Annotated in this window: 21 protein-coding genes; 5 read left to right on the forward strand and 16 right to left on the reverse strand. The window is 72.4% G+C overall.

What is annotated here, in order from left to right:
- The 15 genes from ACZ3HQ_RS12460 to ACZ3HQ_RS12530 all read right to left on the reverse strand — a co-directional run.
- On the reverse strand, positions 1 to 258 hold a 258-nt coding region (locus ACZ3HQ_RS12460), incomplete at its 3' end, for a flavodoxin-dependent (E)-4-hydroxy-3-methylbut-2-enyl-diphosphate synthase (protein WP_467510032.1).
- Positions 259 to 262: 4 nt separating this feature from the next.
- Positions 263 to 1,285 (reverse strand): adenosyl-hopene transferase HpnH, encoded by a 1,023-nt coding sequence (gene hpnH, locus ACZ3HQ_RS12465; RefSeq protein WP_467510034.1) that lies wholly within the window; start codon positions 1,283 to 1,285, stop codon positions 263 to 265.
- 5 nt (positions 1,286 to 1,290) lie between these two features.
- The gene (locus ACZ3HQ_RS12470; RefSeq protein ID WP_467510036.1) at positions 1,291 to 1,932 is read right to left on the reverse strand and encodes a phosphorylase family protein; all 642 of its coding nucleotides are present in this window, start codon (positions 1,930 to 1,932) and stop codon (positions 1,291 to 1,293) included.
- Entirely contained in the window at positions 1,933 to 3,963 is a 2,031-nt protein-coding gene (gene shc / locus ACZ3HQ_RS12475) for a squalene--hopene cyclase (protein WP_467510038.1), read from the reverse strand.
- A gap of 118 nt (positions 3,964 to 4,081) precedes the next feature.
- Entirely contained in the window at positions 4,082 to 5,215 is a 1,134-nt protein-coding gene (locus ACZ3HQ_RS12480) for a polyprenyl synthetase family protein (RefSeq protein ID WP_467510040.1), read from the reverse strand.
- Positions 5,215 to 6,633, reverse strand: a complete 1,419-nt coding sequence (hpnE, locus tag ACZ3HQ_RS12485) for a hydroxysqualene dehydroxylase HpnE (RefSeq protein ID WP_467510042.1) — start codon at positions 6,631 to 6,633, stop codon at positions 5,215 to 5,217. Before hpnE ends, ACZ3HQ_RS12480 begins: the two co-directional genes overlap by 1 nt.
- A 140-nt stretch (positions 6,634 to 6,773) precedes the next feature.
- The gene (gene hpnD / locus ACZ3HQ_RS12490; RefSeq protein ID WP_467510044.1) at positions 6,774 to 7,724 is read right to left on the reverse strand and encodes a presqualene diphosphate synthase HpnD; all 951 of its coding nucleotides are present in this window, start codon (positions 7,722 to 7,724) and stop codon (positions 6,774 to 6,776) included.
- Entirely contained in the window at positions 7,721 to 8,617 is an 897-nt protein-coding gene (hpnC, locus tag ACZ3HQ_RS12495) for a squalene synthase HpnC (RefSeq protein ID WP_467510046.1), read from the reverse strand. The genes hpnD and hpnC overlap by 4 nt, the downstream gene beginning before the upstream one ends.
- A gap of 360 nt (positions 8,618 to 8,977) precedes the next feature.
- Positions 8,978 to 9,757 carry an ABC transporter ATP-binding protein gene (locus ACZ3HQ_RS12500; protein WP_467510048.1) on the reverse strand — a complete coding sequence of 260 codons (780 nt, stop codon included), beginning with the start codon at positions 9,755 to 9,757 and terminating at the stop codon, positions 8,978 to 8,980.
- Positions 9,750 to 10,679: an ABC transporter permease gene (locus tag ACZ3HQ_RS12505; RefSeq protein WP_467510050.1), complete on the reverse strand. Its 930-nt coding sequence runs from the start codon at positions 10,677 to 10,679 to the stop codon at positions 9,750 to 9,752. Before ACZ3HQ_RS12505 ends, ACZ3HQ_RS12500 begins: the two co-directional genes overlap by 8 nt.
- Before the next feature lie 75 nt (positions 10,680 to 10,754).
- Positions 10,755 to 11,627, reverse strand: a complete 873-nt coding sequence (locus ACZ3HQ_RS12510) for a glycosyltransferase family 2 protein (protein ID WP_467510052.1) — start codon at positions 11,625 to 11,627, stop codon at positions 10,755 to 10,757.
- Positions 11,628 to 11,632: 5 nt separating this feature from the next.
- Positions 11,633 to 12,412, reverse strand: a complete 780-nt coding sequence (locus tag ACZ3HQ_RS12515; protein ID WP_078858671.1) for a CDP-alcohol phosphatidyltransferase family protein — start codon at positions 12,410 to 12,412, stop codon at positions 11,633 to 11,635.
- A complete protein-coding gene (locus ACZ3HQ_RS12520; RefSeq protein ID WP_467510054.1) occupies positions 12,390 to 13,451 on the reverse strand; it encodes an iron-containing alcohol dehydrogenase family protein in 1,062 nt (353 codons plus the stop codon). Before ACZ3HQ_RS12520 ends, ACZ3HQ_RS12515 begins: the two co-directional genes overlap by 23 nt.
- A complete protein-coding gene (locus ACZ3HQ_RS12525; protein WP_467510056.1) occupies positions 13,439 to 14,191 on the reverse strand; it encodes a phosphocholine cytidylyltransferase family protein in 753 nt (250 codons plus the stop codon). The genes ACZ3HQ_RS12520 and ACZ3HQ_RS12525 overlap by 13 nt, the downstream gene beginning before the upstream one ends.
- Complete coding sequence (locus tag ACZ3HQ_RS12530; protein ID WP_467510058.1) at positions 14,188 to 15,999, reverse strand: DUF5941 domain-containing protein; 1,812 nt, start codon at positions 15,997 to 15,999, stop codon at positions 14,188 to 14,190. The genes ACZ3HQ_RS12525 and ACZ3HQ_RS12530 overlap by 4 nt, the downstream gene beginning before the upstream one ends.
- A 282-nt stretch (positions 16,000 to 16,281) precedes the next feature.
- Between ACZ3HQ_RS12530 and galE the strand changes: the two genes are divergently transcribed.
- The 3 genes from galE to idi all read left to right on the forward strand — a co-directional run bounded on the left by galE (position 16,282) and on the right by idi (position 19,054).
- A complete protein-coding gene (gene galE / locus ACZ3HQ_RS12535; RefSeq protein ID WP_467510060.1) occupies positions 16,282 to 17,253 on the forward strand; it encodes a UDP-glucose 4-epimerase GalE in 972 nt (323 codons plus the stop codon).
- Positions 17,254 to 17,414: 161 nt separating this feature from the next.
- Positions 17,415 to 18,356: a cation diffusion facilitator family transporter gene (locus ACZ3HQ_RS12540; RefSeq protein ID WP_467510062.1), complete on the forward strand. Its 942-nt coding sequence runs from the start codon at positions 17,415 to 17,417 to the stop codon at positions 18,354 to 18,356.
- A gap of 104 nt (positions 18,357 to 18,460) precedes the next feature.
- The gene (idi, locus tag ACZ3HQ_RS12545) at positions 18,461 to 19,054 is read left to right on the forward strand and encodes an isopentenyl-diphosphate Delta-isomerase (RefSeq protein ID WP_467510064.1); all 594 of its coding nucleotides are present in this window, start codon (positions 18,461 to 18,463) and stop codon (positions 19,052 to 19,054) included.
- 12 nt (positions 19,055 to 19,066) lie between these two features.
- Here the strand turns inward: idi and ACZ3HQ_RS12550 are convergent, their stop codons facing one another.
- Positions 19,067 to 19,561 (reverse strand): ATP-binding protein, encoded by a 495-nt coding sequence (locus ACZ3HQ_RS12550; protein WP_467511045.1) that lies wholly within the window; start codon positions 19,559 to 19,561, stop codon positions 19,067 to 19,069.
- A 409-nt stretch (positions 19,562 to 19,970) separates the two neighbouring features.
- On the opposite strand from ACZ3HQ_RS12550, the gene ACZ3HQ_RS12555 reads away from it, so the two are divergent.
- Together ACZ3HQ_RS12555 and ACZ3HQ_RS12560 are read left to right on the forward strand one after the other, a co-directional pair.
- The gene (locus ACZ3HQ_RS12555) at positions 19,971 to 20,726 is read left to right on the forward strand and encodes an enoyl-CoA hydratase/isomerase family protein (RefSeq protein WP_467510066.1); all 756 of its coding nucleotides are present in this window, start codon (positions 19,971 to 19,973) and stop codon (positions 20,724 to 20,726) included.
- Positions 20,727 to 20,805: 79 nt separating this feature from the next.
- Positions 20,806 to 20,925 carry an LPFR motif small protein gene (locus ACZ3HQ_RS12560; protein ID WP_254641675.1) on the forward strand — a complete coding sequence of 40 codons (120 nt, stop codon included), beginning with the start codon at positions 20,806 to 20,808 and terminating at the stop codon, positions 20,923 to 20,925.
- Positions 20,926 to 20,927: the final 2 nt, after the last annotated feature.

Below are 20,927 nucleotides of genomic sequence, written 5' to 3' on the forward strand. Positions count from 1 at the left end.
GGCGATGGTGGCCAGCGCGTCCGCGTCGTCCTGCGTCGGACAGGCCACCCGCACGATCTGGCAGCCCGACGCCGTCAGCTCCGCGATCTGCTGCAACGTCGACCCGATGTCCGAGGTACGGGTCGTGGTCATCGACTGCACCGACACGGGCGCCCCGCCCCCGACGGCCACCGGCCCCACCTGGATCTGCCGTGACACCCTGCGGGTGGCGACAGGGCGGGCCGGTACCTCGGGGACGCCCAGGGAGACGGCGCTCACGGCCTCACTCCCGATTTCCGGAGACGGTCTCGCGCATGGCCCGCAGCGACTCCTTCAGGGAGCCCATGGTGGCGAGGACCGCGGTCGGCTCGTAGCCGCAGTGCGCCATGCAGTTGGCGCAGCGCGGGTCCTTGCCCCGGCCGTACTTGTCCCAGTCGGTGTCCTCGACCAGCTCGCGATAGGTCGGCACATACCCGTCGCTCATCAGGTAGCAGGGGCGCTGCCAGCCGAACAGGGAGTAGTTCGGGATGGCCCAGGCGGTGCAGGGGAAGTCGACCTTGCCCTCGAGGAAGTCCAGGAACAGCGGCGAGTGGTTGAGCCGCCACCGCCTGCGGTTGCCGCCGGAGAACGCCTTCTTGAACAGCTCGCGGGTCTGCTCGACACCGAGGAAGTGCTCCTGGTCGGGGGCCTTCTCGTAGGCGTAGGCGGGCGAGATCATCATCTCGTCCACCTCCAGGTCGTCGTTGAGGAAGTTCAGCACCTCGACGATGGTCTGCGGGGTGTCGGTGTTGAAGAAGGTCGAGTTGGTGGTGACCCGGAAGCCGCGCTGCTTGGCCTCCTTGATCGCCGCCACCGCCTCGTCGAACACGCCCTCCTTGGCCACGGACTCGTCGTGCCGCTCGCGCAGCCCGTCGATGTGCACCGCGAACGCGAAGTACGGGGACGGGGTGAACTTGTCCATCTTCTTGCGCAGCAGCATGGCGTTGGTGCACAGGAAGACGTATTTGCGCCTGGCGACGAGCTGACGCACGATCTCGTCGATCTGCGGGTGCATCAGCGGCTCACCGCCGGCGATGGACACCATCGGCGCACCGGACTCCAGCACCGCGCCGACCGCCTGGGCGACCGGCATGCGCTGCTTGAGCACGCCGGCCGGGTGCTGGATCTTCCCGCAGCCCTCGCACTTCAGATTGCAGGCGAACAGCGGTTCCAGCTCGACGATCAGCGGGAACTTGTCCCGCCTGCGGAGCTTCTGTTCGGCCAGGTATGTAGCGACCTTGATGGACTGACGCAACGGCATGGCCATCTGGCTCACCTCCGGGGGAGCGGCAAGGAACGGTGCCATTCGAAAAACGCGGGAAGGACGGAACGAAGGACGCGGAAGGCCGATATTCCACCGCGTACCGTTCCGATCCGGACAAGTTCATGTTCAGGAGCGTCCACGACCACCCGTACGGCCGCAACCGGGCGGTCGCCCGTGCCGACGGCGGTGCGCAGGGTGGCCGCCGATTCCATGTCGACCGCGATCGCGCCGGTCGCCAGCAGATCCGAGCGCTCCGGACCCCGCACCACGTGGTCGGAGCCGGTCAGGGGGCCGGTGTGGACGGCGCGGCCGGGTGCGGCGCGCCTCAGCTCCTTCACCAGCAGGTCGGTGCCCACGCAGGGGACGGTCCCCCGGTGGTCACGGGTCTCCTCGGCGACCACCAGGTCGCCGGGGTGCATGCCCGGTGCCAGCCCGGCGCAGAAGCCGGTGGCCAGCACGGCGGTGCCCGCCGTCCCCGGCCCGGCGAGCCATTCGGCGACGGACCGTTCCGCCGCCCTGGGGCCCATGCCGGTACGCAGGACGGTGAACCGCCCCCCGGCCCCGCCGCGGTCGCCGGTGCGCAGGGCGAGGTGCTCGATGCCGAGCGCGCAGACGATCAGCAGCGGTGCCGGGGCGGGCCGGGATCTCATTCAGCTCCCTCCGGCCACGGCGCGGACGCCTCTGCGGGCGGCCAGGGGCGCCTTGTCGAAGGGGTCGCCGTGCAGGTACCGGCCGAGCGCGGTGAGCGGGAACACCTGCCGGTAGAGGTGGTAGTTGATGGAGAAGTCCCAGGGGAAGCCGGTGCCGGTGAAGTACGGCTCGTCCCAGGAGCCGTCGTCCCGCTGGGTGTCGGCCAGCCAGCGCACCCCGCGCCGGACGGCCTCGGAGTCCCGCTCCCCCGCCGCGAGCAGCGCCATCAGCGCCCAGGCGGTCTGGGAGGCGGTGGAGGTGCCGCGGCCGCTCCACTCCTTGACGTACTTGTAGGAGCGCAGGTCCTCGCCCCAGCCGCCGTCGTCGTTCTGCGCCCGCTGGAGCCAGTGCACGGCACGGCGGATCGCCGGGTGGGAGGCGGGCATTCCGGCCGCGGTCAGGGCGGGCACCACCGAGCCGGTGCCGTACACGTAGTTGACGCCCCAGCGGCCGAACCAGGAGCCGTCCGCCTCCTGTTCGGCGAGCAGCCAGGCGATGCCGCGCCGGGTGCGCGGATCGTGGGCGAGCCCCTCGGCCGCCATCATCTCCACGACGTGCGCGGTGACATCGGCGGACGGCGGGTCGATGACCTCGCCGAAGTCGCAGAACGGCAGCCGGTTGGGGAACGGGCTGGTGTTGTCGACGTCGAAGGCGCCCCAGGCGCCGTTCTTCGACTGCATCCCGAAGTTCCAGCGCACCGCGCGCGCGATCGCGCCGTCCACCCGGTCGGGTTCGGGGTGGCGGACCCGGCGCAGCGCGAGGGCGACCTCGGCGGTGTCGTCGATGTCGGGGTAGTTGTCGTTGTGGAACTCGAACGCCCAGCCGCCCGGCGGGAGTTGGGGGCGTTTGACGGACCAGTCGCCGGGGCGGCGGATCTCCTCGGCCAGCATCCAGTCGGCCGCCTTGAGCAACTGCGGGTGATCGGCGGGGACTCCGGCGTCGGCCAGCGCGATGACGGCGAGGCAGGTGTCCCACACCGGGGACTGGCATGCCTCGATCATCCGGGACCCGTCCTCGCGCCAGACGGCGAACCGGTCCAGCGACTCCAACCCCGCCCGCATCACCGGGTGTTCGAGGTCGTAGCCGAGCAGGTGCAGTGCGATGACCGAGTACACGGCCGGCGGCTGGATGCCGCCCCAGCAGCCGTCGTTCTCCTGGCGTTCGACGATCCAGCGGGCGGCGGCGTTCATCGCGGCCCGGCGCACCCGGCGCGGCACCGCCCCGCGCAGCCGGTGCACCACCCGGTCGAGCCGCTCGAAGGCGCCGTCCCAACTGGCCAGCGGAGCCAGGGGCTTGGGCGGATTGGGCTGGGCCGGGTCGGTGTGCAGCTCGTCGAGCGGGAAGGGCGCGGGACGCACCGGGCGCTTGGCCGAGACGATGGTCAACGGCACGATGGTCTGCCGGGCCCAGCAGCCGAAGTCGTAGATGTTGAGCGGCAGCCAGGTGGGGAACCAGATGAGTTCCGGGGGGAGTTCGGGCAGGTCCTCCCACTTCCACCAGCCGAACAGGGCGAGCCAGATCCGGGTGAAGACGCGGGCGGCGGCGATACCGCCCCGCTCGCGCACCCAGGCCGAGGCACGCGCCATGTGCGGGGCGTCCGGCGCGTCACCGGCCAGCCGCAGCGCGACGTACGCCTCGACGGTGGCGGACAGGTCGCCGGGACCGCCGTAGAAGGTGGCCCAGGCGCCGTCCTCGCGCTGCTCGCCCCGGATGAACAGGGCGGCGGCGCGGGTGGTCGCCTCGTCGCGGATGCCGAGGAACTGGCGCAGCAGGAGGTCCTCGGCGTCCATGGTGACGTTGGTCTCCAGGTCGCCCTTCCACCAGCCCTCGGGGTCCTGCCGGGCCAGCAGGAACTCGGTGGCGCGCGCGGCGGCGCGTTCGGCGGCCTCGGGTACCCCGGCCGCCAGGGGGTCGGTGCTGTCGGTGTCGCTGGCCGCGGCAGCGCGGGGCGGGATGGTGGCCCCGGTGCTTCCGTCGGTCGTCGCTGTCATGGCTTCCCCTTTGTGCAGTCGTTCGAGTCGTGCTGCTGTGGGTCCGCCGTCGGCCGGTGTGCCGCTGATCGCGTCGCACCGGCCGGCGACTACGCGAGGGTTATTCGGCCGATAGTGATCATCTCTTCCTGACGACGACGAAGTCGGCGAGCGCCGTGAAGGCGTCCCGCACCCGGTCGGGCATGTCGACGGCGTGCAGGGCCTCGATGGCGACGGTGTGCTGGCGCCGCGCCTCGTCCGCCGTCCACTCACGGCCGCCCGCCTCCTCGATGAGGGCGGCGCGGGCCGCGAACTCCTCCTCGGAGAACGCGGCGAAGTCGCTGCTCTTGGCGTCGGCGGCGAGGATCTCGCCGAGCCGCTCGGAGGCGGGGCCCCCGGCGGCCAGGGCCGCCACCACGGGCAGGGACTTCTTGCGCTGGCGCAGGTCGCTCCAGGTCTGCTTGCCGGTGGACTCCGGGTCGCCCCAGATCCCGAGGAGGTCGTCGACGGCCTGGAAGGCCAGGCCGAGGTGGTAGCCGTAGCGCTCCAGCGCGTCGGCGGTGCGGTCGTCGGCGCCGCCGAGGACCGCACCGATGGAGGAGGCGCAGGCCAGCAGGGCGCCGGTCTTGTTGCCCTCCATCTCCAGGCACTCCTCGACGCTGACGCGGTCGCGGTGCTCGTAGGAGATGTCCTGGGCCTGGCCGTCGATCAGGGCGCGGGTGGCGGTGGTGAGCCGGCGGGTGGCGCGGCCGGCCTCGACGGTGCCCAGCTCCAGCAGGACCTCGTTGCCGAGGGCGAACAGGGCGTCGCCGACGAGGATGGCCTGGGCGGGGCCGTGCACCTTCCAGACGGTGTCGCGGTGGCGGCGCTGCTCGTCGCCGTCCATCAGGTCGTCGTGCAGCAGCGAAAAGTTGTGCACCAGCTCGACGGCGACCGCGCCCGGCACGCCCACCTCGGGGGCGGCGCCGGTGACCTCGGCGGAGAGCACGGCGAGGGCGGGGCGCACGGCCTTGCCGCCGTCACCGGCGGCCGGCTTCCCGGCGGCGTCGATCCAGCCGAAGTGGTAGGCGGCGACGGTGTCCATGGGGGGCGCCAGCCGGTCGACGGCGGCGCGCAGCACCGGGGTGGCCAGGGTCCGGCCGCGCTCCAGCAGTGCGGTCACGTCCACGGCGTCGGCGGCTGTCGAGGCCGGGGGCGGCACAGTGGGCACAGTCTCTCCTCTTGTTGCGGTACCGGGGGTGCGGGGCCCCTCCGGGCTGTGCTGATCGAGCATCAGGCCGCCTCCTCGAACTGGAAGAGGTGACGGGGGCGGGGCCGGCCCAGGGCGCCCAGCGCGGCGTCGGCCGCGCTCACGCCGCTGCGGACCGCGCTCTCCATGGTCGCGGGCCAGCCGGTGGCGGTCCACGCGCCGGCCAGGTACAGGCCGGGAGCCTTGGTGCGGGCGCCGGGGCGCAGCCGCCCGACGCCGGGGGTGGGGGCGAACGTCGCGGTGCGCTCGCGGGTGACGAAGAAGTCCCGTACCCGCGCGGTGCGGGCGCCGGGGATCAGCCGTTCGAGCTCGGGCAGGTAGCGCTCGCGCAGGTCGGCGACGGGGGCGTCGATGTCGTCGTGGGCGGCCGACTGGGACAGCGCCAGGTACTGGCCCTCGCGCAGCCCGGAGGCGGCGGTGCGGTCGAACACCCACTGCACGGGCGTGCCGAGCGCGGTGAGGAAGGGCCGGGCGAGCACCGGACGGTCGTACACCACGTGCACGTTGAGGATCGGCGCGGTGCCGATGCGCAGCAGCCGGCCGGGGTCGTCGAGCGCGCCGTCGGGGAGCAGGCCGTGGGTCTCGCGCTGGGGTACGGCGAGGACGACGGCGTCGGTGTCGATCGTCTCGCCGGGGAGCGAGACGTTCCAGCGTCCGTCCGTGTTCTGCGAGAGGGAGGTGACGCGTGCGCGGAGTTCGGTACGGACGCCCGCGGAGTCGAGCGCCTTGCGGGCCAGCCGGTCGTGCAGGTCGCCCAGCGGAACGTGCGCCCAGCCGATGTCGGCCGCGCCGGGCTCGGACAGCAGACCGGTCTTGAACACCATCGCGGCGAGTCCGAGCGAGGCGTCGCCCGCGACCGCGTTGAGCGTGGCGACCCCGACGAGGTCCCACAGCGCCTCGACGGCGCGCGGCGACTGGCCGTGCCGGGCCAGCCAGGAGCCGAAGTCCTGGTCGTCCAGCGCCGGGTCGGTGGGGTCGAGCCCCTTGAGCGCGAGCGCGGCCCGCCCCACGGACGCGCGCTCGGCGAGCGAGAGGTGCGGGTACGCGGCCAGGCTCCGCCCCAGGTGCAGCGGTACGGGCAGCGGGTCGCGCCGCAGCCGGCCGAGCCGCCGCCCCTCGGGCTTGTCGACGTCGACCACGGGTACGTCGAGCCGGTTCTGCAGCGGGGCCAGCGCGGTGCCCTCGATCCGGTCGAGGAACCAGCGGTAGGCGGTGCAGCAGCGCAGGTAGACGTGCTGGCCGTTGTCCACGGTCAGGTCGCCGCGCTGGAAGGAGAAGGCGAGCCCGCCGAGCCGGGGCCTGCCTTCGAGCAGGGTGACGCGTACGCCCGCGTCGGCGAGCGCGAGGGCCGCGGTGACGCCGGCGAGTCCGCCGCCGACCACGACGGCGTCCCGGCCGGTGGAGCCGGTGTGCGCCCGTGCCGGGCGTGGGGCCTCACTCATTTACGCGTCCTTCCGTGCGTGCCGCGCGTGCTGGTCGAACCGTGCACGTACGGCCGTCGCAGTCAGGGACGCCACGCCGCGGGCGGGGGTTGCCCGCGGCGCCCGGGCCGCCGGAGCCGCCTCCTGGGCCTCCGCCGTCATCAGGCGCGCCCCCTGAGCGTGTGCCGCGAGACGTGCCTGGTGTCGAAGCCGGACAGGCCGCGCACGGCGACGTACGCCTTCTCGCGGCCGGGCAGCGAGACGCGGCCGCGCAGCACGGCCTCCGGGTCGCGCTCGATGCGCTCGAGCAGGCGGCGGTAGATCCCGGCCATGGCGGCGACACAGGCGCCGCTGCGGCGGTCCAGCATGGGCAGCAGCCGGTAGCCCTCGGCGAACAGGGCGCGGGCGCGGCGGACCTCGAAGTGGACGAGGCCCGCGAAGTCGGAGCCCTCGGGCGGGGTGGGCCCGGCGAACCCGGCCGAGCAGCCGAACTTGGCCAGGTCGTCGGCGGGCAGGTAGATCCGGCCACCCTCGGCGTCCTCGCGCACGTCGCGCAGGATGTTGGTGAGCTGGAGGGCGAGCCCCAGCGTGTCGGCGTACTCGGGGGCGCGCTCGACGCCGCGTGCGCCGGGTTCGGTGCCGAAGATGCCCAGGGAGAGGCGTCCGATGGCGCCGGCCACGCAGCGGCAGTAGACCTTGAGGTCGTCCCAGGTCTCGTAGGTCGCGCCGCGCAGGTCCATCTGGACGCCGTCGATCAGCTCGTCCAGGCCGCCGAGCGGGATCGGGAAGACCCCGGCGGCGTGGGCGAGGGCGACGGCCACCGGGTCGGTGTCGTCCTCCTGGACCGCGCCCGCCTGGACCCGGCCGAGCAGCGCCCGGGTGTCCTCCAGGCGCTCCACCTTCACCGCGGCCGGCAGCTCGCCGTCGCCGATGTCGTCCACGCGCCGCGAGAAGGCGTAGAGCGCCGACATGGCGCGGCGCTCGGGCGTCGGCAGCAGCCGGATGCCGTAGGCGAAGTTGCGGGCCTGCTGGCCGGTGACCGTCTCGCAGTAGCGATAGGCGGCGAGTACCGGTGCGGACACGGCTTGCGAAGCCTCCACTGCCCGGATCACCCCTCTCCTCGCAGGGTCGTGCCCGCCTCACGCAGCAACTGGAGCTTGCCGGGCTTGGGCGGGCCGGGAAGTACGTCGAAATCGGCGGCGGCGATCGCCCGGACCGCCGCCTTTCCTCCCGCCACGAACCCCGCGAGCAGCAGCTTCAGCCTGCCGTGGACGCTACCCACGAGGGGGGCGCCTTCACTCAGCAGATCGTGTGCGCGTCGGGCTTCGAACGCGACCAGGGCGCGTACGGACGCGCCGGCGCTCGGGACGGCGAGGTCGCTCTCCTGGACATGGAAACGCTTCATGTCCTGGGCGGGCAGGTAGATGCGGTCGCGGCCGAGGTCCTCGGCGACGTCCTGGAGGTGCTCGACGATCTGGAGCCCGGTGCACACCGCGTCGGAGCGGCGGATGCGCTCGGGGGTCGCGGTGCCGGTGACGGCGAGCACCAGGCGGCCGATCGGGTTGGCGGAGAGTTCGCAGTAGGCGCGCAGGTCGTCGTAGGTCTCGTAGCGGGTGACGAGCTGGTCCTGGCGGTTGGCGGCGATCAGGCCGAGGAAGGGCTCGGGGGTGAGGCCGCGGCGGCGCACGGTGGGCTGGAGGCGGCGCAGCAGGGGGTGGTGCGGGGTGCCGTCGAAGACGCGGCGGAGGTCGGCCTCGAAGGCGTCGAGCAGGGTGAGCCGGTCGCCGGCCCGCTCCGGGGGGACGCCGAGGGCGCGGGCGTCGGCGCCGCCGGGGGCCAGGTCGCCGTCACCGATGTCGTCGACCAGGCGGGCGAAGCCGTAGACGGCCATGAGGTCGGTGCGCCAGGCACGGGGCAGGAAGAAGGGGGCCACGGGGAAGTTCTCGCGCGCGGCCTTGTCCAGCGTGGCGCGTTCCAGTGCCGTCGCCGTGTCGGTTCCCGTCACTGCGCGCTGCCCGGTGCAAGGACGGCGCGGCTCGCGGTGAGCTGGGGAGTTTCCGTAGCCATTGCCGTCACATCTCCCGTTCTACACTGCCGACCCGATACACACTATTTCGGACACGCCGCCGACCCTCCGGGGGGCGTCCCGGCGGAGGGTGTCGCGCATTATCGCCCCGATTGCCGGTTTCCGGCACCGGTACAGCTTACGTTGTACAACGCGACAGGGTCCCCCGGGGTGTCCGGCGCATCACAACAACACACCGATGGACGCCAAGATTCCTACGCACCACCGGAGTTGACGCATCCTTTGCAGACGCCGGGCCCCGCCGGAGGAACGTCCGGCAGGGCCCTGACGGGATGCGGGCTACTTGCCCGTGAACTTCTCGTACTCCTTGAGGACCTCTTCGGTGGGCCCGTCCATACGGAGTTCGCCGCGTTCCAGCCACAGCACGCGGTCGCAGGTGTCGCGGATGGACTTGTTGTTGTGGCTCACCAGGAAGACCGTGCCGGCCTCCTTGCGCAGTTCCCGGATGCGCTCCTCGGAGCGCTTCTGGAAGGCGCGGTCGCCGGTGGCCAGCGCCTCGTCGATCATGAGGACGTCGTGGTCCTTGGCTGCGGCGATGGAGAACCGCAGCCGGGCCGCCATGCCCGAGGAGTATGTGCGCATCGGCAGGGTGATGAAGTCGCCCTTCTCGTTGATCCCGGAGAAGTCGACGATGCCCTGGTAGCGCTCCTTGATCTGCTCGCGGGACATCCCCATGGCGAGACCGCCCAGGATGACGTTGCGCTCGCCGGTCAGGTCGCTCATCAGCGCCGCGTTGACGCCCAGCAGCGAGGGCTGGCCGTCGGTGTAGACCTTGCCCTTCTCCGCCGGGAGCAGGCCGGCGATGGCCCGCAGCAGGGTGGACTTGCCGGAGCCGTTGGAGCCGATCAGGCCGATGGCCTCGCCCCGGTAGGCGGTGAAGGACACCCCGCGCACGGCGTGCACCTTGCGCACCCCGCGCTGCTCGCCGCGCTTGATGATGCGGCTCAGGGCGGCGGTGGCGCTGCCCTTGCCGGTCTTGGCGCCGTTGACCCGGTAGACGATGTGCAGCTCGTCCGCGATGACGGTGGGCCGGCGGTCGCCGGTGTTCTGCTCAGCCACGGCCGTACCGCTCCTCAGCCTTCCAGAAGTACACGAAGCCGCCGCAGAAGACGACCACGGCCCAGCCCAGGGCGAGGGCCCACACGTGCGGGGGCAGGTTGGAGGCGCCGTAGTCGTCGATCAGGGCGTAGCGCATCAGGTCCATGTAGACGGCCGCCGGGTTGGCCTGGAGCACCCGGACGATCCACTCGGGCTCGCCCGCCAGCATGTTGTTGATGGAGAACATCACGCCGGACGCGTACATCCACGTCCGCAGCACGAACGGCATCAACTGGGCGAGGTCCGGCGTCTTGGCTCCCATGCGGGCCACGATCATCGCGAGCCCGGTGTTGAAGAAGAACTGGAGCACCAGCACCGGGAGGATCAGCAGCCAGGACAGCCGCGGATAGTTGCCGAACCCGATCGTCACCAGGAACACGACGATCATCGAGAACAGCAGTTGCTGGAGCTGCTGGAGGGAGAACGAGATCGGCAGCGCGGCGCGCGGGAAGTGCAGGGCGCGCACCAGGCCGAGGTTGCCGGAGATCGCGCGGACGCCCGACATCAGCGAGCTCTGCGTGAAGGTGAACACGAACACGCCGGTGACCAGGAACGGCACGTAGGTGTCGTGCGACATGCCCCGGCTGGCCTTGAGGATCAGGCCGAAGATCGCGTAGTACACGGCCGCGTTCAGCAGCGGGGTGGCCACCTGCCAGAGCTGGCCCAGCTTGGCCTGGCTGTACTGGGCCGTCAGCTTCGCCTGGGAGAAGGCGAGGATGAAGTGGCGGCGGCTCCAGAGCTGCCGGACGTACTCGACGAGCGAGGGGCGGGCACCGCTCACCGCGAGCCCGTACTTGGCGGCGAGGTCTGCCGCCGGCAGGCTCTCGTCGGGCGACGGGGCCGCGGTCACCGCGACACCGCCGTCATGGGTTCTCTCACTCACAGGGGAAACTTTCGTCTTCGAGTACGTCGTCTGCTGCGCCTGCGCGGGGCCGCCTGCCCGCCCCACCCGAGCTTCTCAGATCACCGGGGGACGGCCCAGCCGGGTCAGCCGCCACACCGTACGCCAGCGCATCGGGCGGCGGGGGCCGCAGGGGGTGGACCAGCCCTCCTTGAAGCCGCCGAACCACGCCTTGAGCGCCGGTCCGGAGGGGCGGCGGGCCAGCGTGAGCAGCAGCCAGACGCCAAGGTAGACCGGGACGAGCGGCAGCGGAAGGTTGCGCCGGGCCAGCCAGACGCGGTTCCGGGCCACCATGCGGTGGTACACCGCGTGCCGCGAGGGGGCGGTCGTCGGGTGGTACAGCACCATGTCCGACCGGTAGTCGATCATCCAGCCGGCGTCCAGCGCACGCCAGGCGAGGTCGGTCTCCTCGTGGGCGTAGAAGAACTCGTCCGGCAGCCCGCCGACCTCGCCGAGCACCTTGGTGCGCACCGCGTTGGCGCCGCCGAGGAAGGTGGTCACGCGGGAGGAGCGCATCGGGTCCGAGGCGCGCAGCCGGGGCACGTGCCGGCGCTGGGTCTCGCCGGTCTCCGGGTCCGCGATGCGGAAGCTGATGATGCCCAGCTCCGGGTCCGCGGCGAACGCGGCCCGGCACAGCTCGGCGGTGTCCTGCCGGGCGAGCAGGCCGTCGTCGTCCAGGAACAGCAGGATGTCGACGTCGCTGCCGCCGGGGCCGAACGCCTCGATGCCGACGTTGCGGCCGCCGGGGATGCCGAGGTTCTCCGGCAGCTCGACGGTGCGTACGCCCTCGGGCACGTCGGGCACGGGCGAGCCGTTGCCGACGACGACCACCGAGACCCTGTCGCCGTCCTGCTTGGCGACGGAGTCGATGAGCGCCCGCAGCTCCTCGGGGCGGTTGCCCATGGTGATGATGACCGCGCCGACCTTCATGCCGTTCACCTCAGCCTGCTCGACGCGAGAATGGACACCAGGTGCAGCAGGGTCTGGAGCAGCGCGATGCCCGCCAGCACGGCGGTGCCGAGCCGGGTGAAGAACAGGTCGCCGCGCACCTGGTCCACGATGGCCAGCACCAGGATCAGCAGCGACGCCTCGATACCGAGGATCAGCCGGTGGAACTTGAGCGCGGCGGCGGCACGCCGGGCGAGCGCCATACCGGAGGAACGCGGCTCGGCGGCCGACTCCTGCACCGGAGGCAGCCCGGTCTGGTGCCGGGCGACCCCGACGAGGTCGGTCTCCGCCTTGATCAGGATCGCGCCGAGCGCGGCCAGCGTGCCGAGGAACGCCCACAGCCAGTCGATACGGCCGCTGCCGAACAGGTCGGCGGCGCGCAGCCCGAGGCCGACCAGCACGGCCGCGTCGGTCAGATAGGCGCCGACCCGGTCGAGGTAGACCCCGCCCAGCGAGTACTGCTTGCGCCAGCGGGCGATCTCGCCGTCGACGCAGTCCAGCAGCAGATAGAGCTGGGTGGCGACGATGCCGAGCACGGCGCCCGTGATCCCCGGCACCAGCAGGGCCGGGGCCGCGAGCACACCGCAGACGGTCATCAGGTACGTGAGCTGGTTGGGCGTGATCCTGGTGTTCACCAGGTAGCGGTCGATGCGCAGGGACACCTCGCGCATGTAGAGGCGTCCCGCCCAGTGCTCACCGCTGCGCCGGTCCTTCACCCCCGCGGGGTGGACGACCGGACGGAGTTCAGCTACCGATGGCCTTGACATAGTCGGCGTAGATGTCCTTGATCTGGTCAGTCTTGAGGTCGAGGTGTTCGAGGATCGTGTAGCGGCCGGGCCGGGTCTCCGGGGCGAACTCCACGACGCGGACGAATTCGTCCGCGGTGAAGCCGATGTCCTCGGCCCGCACTGGCAGCCCGTGGCGGCGCAGTACGCCGGCCATGTGCACCGACTCGTCGTGCGCCCCGCGCAGGTACATGGCGAAGGCGGCGCCGAGGCCGCACTGCTCGCCGTGGCTGGCGGCGCGCTGCGGGAAGAGCAGGTCGAAGGCGTGGTTGATCTCGTGGCAGGCGCCCGAGCACGGCCGCGAGTCGCCGGAGACCGACATGGCGATGCCGGACAGCACCAGCGCCTCGGCGAGGACCTGGAGGAAGTCGTTGTCCTCGATCCCGCCGGGGTGCCGGAGCACCGCCTCGCCCGCCTGGCGGGCCATGGCGGCGGCGAGACCGTCGATCTTCTCGCCGTTGACCCGGTTGGCCAGCTCCCAGTCCGCGATGGCGGACACGTTGGACACCGCGTCGCCGATGCCCGCGCGCACGAAGCGCGCCGGGGCGGCCCGGACGACGTCCAGGTCGATCAGGACGGCGATCGGGTTGGGCACCCCGTAGGAGCCCCGGCCCGCGTCGTTGTCCAGAGTGGCGACCGGCGAGCACAGGCCGTCGTGCGCGAGGTTCGTCGGCACGGCGACCAGCGGCAGGCCGACCCGCGCGGCGGCGTACTTGGCACAGTCGATGATCTTGCCGCCGCCGAGGCCGACCAGCGCGTCGAAGTGCCCGGCGCGGATGTCGTCCGCGAGGCGCACGGCGTCGTCGAGCGTGCCGCCGCCGACCTCGTACCAGGTCGCGCCCGGCAACTGGGGGGCGACCCGCTCGCGCAGCCGGGCGCCGGAGCCGCCGCTGACGGCGACGGCGAGGCGGCCGGAGTGCGAGATGCGCTCGTCGGCGAGCACGGTGGCCAGGTCGGCGAGGGCACCCGGGCGGATGTCCACGACGACCGGCGAGGGGATGAGCCTCGTCAGTACTGGCACGCGATCTTCCGTCCCTTGGCGAGGTCGTCGTGGTTGTCGATCTCGACCCAGGAGACGTCACCGATGGGCTGGACGTCGATCTTGAAGCCGCGGTTGACCAGCTCCTGGTAGCCGTCCTCGTAGTAGAGCTGCGGGTCGCGCTCGAAGGTCGCCTTGAGAGCGTCCGCGAGGTCGGCGGCGGCGTCGCCCTCGATGAGGGTCACGCCGATGTACTCACCCGTGGCCTCGGCGGGGTCCATCAGCTTGGTGATCCGCTGGACGCCCTTGTCGGGGTCCACGACGACCTTCATCTCCTCGTCCGCCAGGGACTTCACGGTGTCCAGCGCGAGGATGATCTTCTTGCCGTCGCCGCGGGCGGCCAGCAGGGTCTTCTCGACCGAGACCGGGTGCACGGTGTCGCCGTTGGCGAGGATCACGCCGTCCTTCAGCGCGTCCCGGCCGCACCACAGGGAGTAGGCGTTGTTCCACTCCTCGGCCTTGTCGTTGTCGATCAGCGTGATCTTCAGGCCGTACTTCGCCTCAAGAGCCGCCTGGCGCTCGTACACGGCCTCCTTGCGGTAGCCGACGATGACACCGACCTCGGTGAGACCCACCTCGGCGAAGTTGCCGAGGGTGAGGTCGAGAACGGTGAGCGACTCTTCGTCGCCCTCCGGGCCGACCGGCACCAGGGCCTTGGGCAGGGTGTCGGTGTAGGGGCGCAGACGCCGTCCGGCGCCGGCCGCCAGCACGAGGCCGATCATGCGGTTTCTCCTTCGTCGTGGACGGCGGGCGCCCCAGCGGACACCCAGAAGCGGATGCTCTCCACGAGCACCAGCAGAGCGACGCACACGGCGATGACCGTGAGCGCGACGGTGAACTGGGAGGCGGTCAGCAGCGCGGCAAGCACGGTGACGAGCAGCGTGCGCCCCTCCTGCCCCCCGATGGCGCGCACCAGCCAGGCCGGCGGCGCTCCGGCGTCGCCGCGGATGCGGTACACCGTGTCGTAGTGATGGTAGGCGACCGCCGCGACCAGCCCGAACGCCGCCGGGAGGGCGCTGTGGACATCGGCGCGGGCGGCCAGCGCGAGCACCGTGCCGTACTCGGCGGCGCGGAAGAACGGCGGGACGAGCCAGTCCAGCGAGCCCTTGAGCGGGCGGGCGGTGGCGAGCGCCGAGGTGAGGACGTAGACGAGCGCGCCCACGACCGGCAGCCAGCTTCCGAAGCCGGTCAGCGCCGAGCAGGCGACCACGGCGGCGCCGCCGAGAAGGGCGGCGGCCGGGACGGCGAGGCCGGGCAGGCCGCGCTTGAGCACGCGCGCCAGGGCCCCGGCGAGCGGCCCGGTGTCCGCGAGGTCGGCGAGCGCCCGGGCGGCCCGGTCCGTGCGCTTGGCCTTGCGGGTCAGCGAGCGCAGCACCCGCCCGGCCGTCGTGTACGTCGCGGCGAGGGCGCAGCCGATCAGCAGCACGTAGAAGGTGATGCGCGGGGTGGTGACCGCGGTGAGGACCGCGATCATGGCCCAGCGTTCGCCGATGGGCAGGACGATCATCCGGCGGACCCAGACCGTCCAGCCGACGCTGTCCAGCTTGTCGGAGAGGGCGGCGGTGGGGCTGGTGTTGGCGGTGGCGTCGTGGTTGGCCTCGTTGAAGGAGAAGTCCACGACGTGCCGGCAGGTCTGGAGGATCATCGCGCCGAGCGCGAGGGCCCATACGTCGTCGCCGCCCCGGGCCGCGCCGAGCGCGAGTCCCGCGTAGTAGGCGTACTCCTTGGCCCGGTCGAAGGTGGCGTCGAGCCAGGCGCCGAGGGTGGAGTACTGGAGCGAGTAGCGGGCGAGCTGGCCGTCGGTGCAGTCCAGTACGAAGGAGGCGATGAGCAGCACGCCGGCCGCGACGAAGCCGGGGCGGGTGCCGGTGGCCGCGCAGCCCGCCGCTATCAGCGCGGTGAGCAGGGAGGCGGTGGTGACCTGGTTCGGGGTGAGGCCCCGGCGGGCGCACCAGCGCGCGAGGTAGCGCGAGTAGGGGCTGATGCAGAAGGTGGTGAAGAAGCCGTCGCGGGACTTCACCGCCGACTTCAGGCGTACGTCCTCCTCGTCGACGGCGAGGACGGCCTGCCGGGCCTCGTTGCGGGCCTGCGGGTCGGCGGGGACGGCGGCGACCAGGCTGCCCAGCTCGGGGCGGTGCACCGGGGTGCCGTCGGCGTCCAGGGCGGTGACCAGGCGGTCGGGCAGGCTGTCGAGGGCGACGGCGGTGCCGCCGCCGGTCTCGTCCGGCGTCTGGTCCTGACCCTCCAGGGCCCGGCTCAGCGTCTGCCGGGCGGCGCCCTGGGCGGTGACGGCGCCGGGGACGGCGGCGAGCGGGAAGCGGGGGTCGGTCAGGCCCAGGCGCAGGGCGTGCGGGTGGCCGACGAAGCGGGCGTCGACCAGGGCCACGCGCCCGTCGGCGGGGGCGGCCGCGATCAGCGTCCGGGCCTCGGCGGTGTCCGCGGCCATGCGCACGTCGAAGCCGAGGGACCGCAGATCGCCTTCGAGGGACGATCCGGGGACCGGCTGACCGGTGACGATGGCGGTCGGCAACCGAATTCACTCCCTGGGTCCGGCACGTCGGCGCCGGTCTGCTGCGTGATTGGGGGCGCCCCTCGCCTGCGGCTCGCCGGGGCGGCATGTCGGCAGAGGCTATCGGATGGTCCGGTGCGCCCGTTCACCGGGCGTTCAGGCCCGGTCCACCGGGGCCGCGCCCGCCTGTGCCGCGATCATCATCGGGGATCGGGGGGCCGCCCCACAAACCGCGCCCCGGCGGGCGGCACACGATCCGGACATCGGGGACGCCGGGCGGGGCGCCGCGTAGGGTCTGCGGGCATGACGTGGTTGATCACCGGCGGAGCCGGATACATCGGGGCCCACGTGGCGCGGGCCATGCACGGCGCGGGGGAGAACGTGGTCGTCCTGGACGACCTGTCGGCGGCGGTGCCCGAGCGCCTGCCGGGGGGCGTGCCGCTGGTCGAGGGCTCGACGCTGGACGGGGATCTGCTGAAGCGGGTGTTCGCCGAGCACGGGGTGACCGGTGTGGTGCATCTCGCGGCGCGCAAGCAGGTCGGGGAGTCGGTGGCGGAGCCCGTCCGCTACTACCGGGAGAACATCGGCGGCCTGGCGACCCTGCTGGACACCGTCGCGGACGCGGGCGTACGGCGGCTGGTCTTCTCCTCCTCGGCGGCCGTGTACGGCAACCCGGACGTGGACCTGATCACCGAGGACACCCCGTGCGCCCCGGTGAACCCCTACGGCGAGACCAAGCTGGCCGGTGAGTGGCTGGTCCGCGCGGCCGGGCAGGCCCACGGCATCTCCACGGTGTGCCTGCGCTACTTCAACGTGGCGGGCGCGGCCGCGCCGGAGCTGGCGGACACCGGGGTGTTCAACATCGTCCCGATGGTCTTCGACCGGCTGACCCGTGACGAGGCGCCCCGGATCTTCGGCGCCGACTACCCGACGCCGGACGGCACCTGTGTCCGTGACTACATCCATGTGTCCGACCTCGCCGAGGCGCACCTCGCGGCGGCCAGGCGGCTCTCCGAGGGCTCGCCGGCCGGTGATCTGACGCTGAACGTCGGCCGGGGCGAGGGGGTGTCGGTGCGCGAGCTGATCACGCTGATCGGCGAGGTCACCGGGGACCGGCGGGAGCCGGTGATCGAGGACCGGCGTCCGGGTGACGCGCCCCGCGCGGTCGCCTCCGCCGAGCGGGCGGCGGCCGAACTGGGCTGGCGGGCCCGGCTCGGCGTGCCGGAGATGGTCGCCTCGGCGTGGGCGGGCTGGCAGCGCCACCACGGCCTGTGAGGGCTGCCGTACGGCTCTGACCTGCGCATCGTTTACGCAGGTCAGAGCATATGACAACGGTGTTCAGTGCCGCGTTGCCCAGGGCCCGCGAGGCGTAGTTCACTGTGAGCCGGTGCGTTCGTTTCGCGAGCCGGCGCGCGGCGCTGAAGGGCGGTCTTCTCATGGGGGCAGGGCACGACCACGGGCACGCGCACAGCCATGTGCCGTCCACGGGTACGGCCGCGGCCGCGTACCGGGGCAGGCTGCGCGCGGCGCTGGGCATCACGCTCACCATCATGGTGGTCGAGATCGTCGGCGGTCTGGTCGCGGACTCCCTGGCGCTGATCGCGGACGCCGCCCACATGGCCACCGACGCGGTGGGCCTGGTCATGGCGCTGCTGGCGATCCACTTCGCGTCCCGGCCGCCGAGCACCAACCGCACCTTCGGCTTCGCCCGCGCCGAGATCCTGGCCGCCCTCGCGAACTGTGTGCTGCTGCTCGGGGTGGGCGGCTATGTACTGATCGAGGCGGTGGAGCGGTTCCTGCGGCCGGCCGAGACCCACGGCGGGCTGATGGTGGTGTTCGGCGCGATCGGCCTGGTGGCGAACTCCGTCTCGCTCCTGCTGCTGATGCGCGGGCAGAAGGAGAGCCTCAATGTGCGGGGCGCCTTCCTGGAGGTCGCCGCGGACGCGCTGGGCTCGGTCGCGGTGATCATCTCGGCCGCGGTGATCCTGGCCACCGGCTGGCAGACCGCCGACCCGATCGCCTCGCTGCTCATCGGTCTGATGATCGTGCCGCGGACGCTGCGGCTGCTGCGCGAGACGCTGGACGTGCTGCTGGAGGCGGCGCCCAAGGACGTCGACATGACCGAGGTACGGGCACACATCCTGGCGCTGGACGGTGTGGAGGACGTACATGACCTCCACGCCTGGACGATCACCTCGGGCATGCCTGTGCTCTCCGCACATGTGGTGGTGAGCACGGATGTGCTGAACGCCATCGGCCACGAGAAGATGCTGCACGAGCTGCAGGGCTGTCTGGGCGACCACTTCGACGTGGAGCACTGCACCTTCCAGTTGGAGCCCGGCGGCCACGCGGAGCACGAGGCCCGGCTCTGTCACTGAGGGACTCGTACGGGTTACGGACATGCGGACGTGCCGGGAAGTGCCGGGAGTGCCGGTTTCGTACGGCAGACTTGGACCTGCGAAGACCGACGCGAAGGATGGGTATGCCGATCACACCAGCCACCGAGACGCACAGCTCGTCGAACGGCACCGCGGAGCCGATCTTGCTGGAACTCGTGGACGAGAACGGCGTGACGACCGGCACCGCGGAGAAGCTGGCCGCCCACCAGCCGCCGGGGCAGCTCCACCGGGCGTTCTCGGTGTTCCTCTTCGACGAGCGGGGCCGGCTGCTGCTCCAGCAGCGGGCGCTCGGCAAGTACCACTCCCCCGGTGTCTGGTCCAACACGTGCTGCGGTCACCCCTACCCCGGTGAGGCGCCGTTCGCGGCGGCGGCCCGGCGTACGCACGAGGAGCTGGGGGTCTCGCCCTCGCTGCTGGCCCAGGCGGGCACCGTGCGCTACAACCACCCGGACCCGGCGTCGGGCCTGGTGGAGCAGGAGTACAACCACCTCTTCGTCGGCCTGGTGCAGCAGACCCTGGCGCCGGACCCGGAGGAGGTCGGCGGGACCGCCTTCGTGACGGCGGCCGAGCTGGCGGAGCGGCACGCGCGCGAGCCGTTCTCCGCGTGGTTCATGACGGTGCTGGACGCGGCGCGTCCGGCGATCAAGGAGCTGACGGGGTCGTCCGCGGGCTGGTAGGCCCGCGGACCCTCATCTGTACAGCGCGGGTTTGAGCGGCAGGGCGGCCCAGATCACCTTGCCGCCGCTCGCCGTGTGCTCCACGTCGACCGCGCCGCCCGCCTCGCGCGCCACCTCGCGCACCAGCAGCAGGCCCCGGCCGCCGGTCTGGCCGTGGTCGGCCTCCAGCGCGGTCGGCCGGTAGGGGTGGTTGTCCTCCACCGAGACCCGGACCCACTCGGCGCCGACGGCCACCTCGACCCCGAGCATCGGGGAGAGCAGCGCGGCGTGCTTGACCGCGTTCGTGACCAGCTCGGAGACGATCAGCAGCAGTCCGTCCACCACTTCGTCCGCGACCGGTACGCCCTGGCGCGTCAGCAGATCCCGTACGGCGTGCCGCGCCTGCGGGACCGAGGCGTCCACGGCGGGGGCGGTGAACCGCCACACTCCTTCGTACGGCAGGGTTTCGGGCGGGCGCTCGGCGCCCTCCGCGGGGCGCGGCACACCCCCGCGCCCGTGGTTGTCCATCGTCCGGTCGCCACCCTCGCGCTCGATTGTCACCACACGTCGAGTGTTGGTAACAACGAGGTCCACCCCGGAGGACTGAACACAAGTCAGCGAGTATCGAACGATTCCGACCGCTTCCGTACGGTGCGGTCGCGCGGATGACGGTATCTGTCGCCCCGACGTCCGGTACGAGAACTATTCAGGTTGTACGGACCCGTCGCCCATCATGCCGACCACGCGGCGACCCCCGTAGCCTGCGGCGATCAGGCCGCCGCCGTGTAGACCAGGCCGACGATCCCGGCGACCACCAGGACCACCCCGAGCACCGCGAGCCAACTGAAGCCCCGGCCCAGGCCCTTCCCGGTGGTGCGAGCCAACTCACCGGGCCGTCCCCGGCACCCGCCCGGTCGGCGTCGATAGCATCCGCCGCATGGAGCCCGAGCTGTCGCACGCCGTCGCCGACCGCGTAGCCACCGTCGTCATCCGCCACCCGGCCAAGCGCAACGCCATGACGGCCGCGATGTGGCGCGCGCTGCCCCCGCTGCTGGCCGGGCTGGCCGCCGACCCCGAGGTGCGCGCGCTGGTGCTCACCGGGGAAGGCGGGACCTTCTGCGCGGGCGCGGACATCTCCACGCTGCGGGGTTCGCCCGCCGAGGCGCAGGGTCTCGCGGTGGCCGCCGAGGAGGCGCTGGCGGCGTTCCCCAAGCCGACGCTCGCCGCGATCCGGGGTCACTGCGTCGGCGGCGGGTCCCAGCTCGCGGCCGCCTGCGACCTCCGGCTGGCGGAGGAGGGCGCGCTGTTCGGGGTGACCCCGGCGCGGCTCGGCATCGTCTACCCCGCCTCCTCCACCCGCCGTCTGGTGTCCCTGGTCGGCCCGGCCACCGCCAAGTACCTGCTCTTCTCGGCCGAGCTGATCGGCACCGACCGCGCGCTGCGCACCGGCCTGGTGGACGAGGTGCTCCCGGAGGGCGAGCTGGACAAGCGCGTCGCCGCCCTCACCGCCACCCTGGCCACCCGCTCCCTCCTCACCCAGGCCGCCGCCAAGGAGTACGCCGACGGCCGCACCGACCGCGACCCCCACTGGACCGCCCAGGCCCTCGCCTGCCCCGACACGGAAGAGGGCGTGACCGCCTTCCTGGAGCGCCGGGAACCCCGGTTCACCTGGAGCGTGCCCACAACCGGGTGAACCGGCCGGGGCGTGTTGGGCCGCGCATGGGGTACCCGGTGCGGACCGGGCAAACCGCCGGGTGGATTGGAGTTCTCTCATGTTCCGTGCCATCGCCGATGTGCTGCGCCAGATAGGCGGGGCGATCGCCACCGTCGTCACCCTGCCGTTCCGGGCGCTCGCCCGGCTGTTCGGCGGAGCGTCCAGCGGGCGGGCCTGACG

Source organism: Streptomyces sp. NPDC018263 (assembly GCF_055562575.1).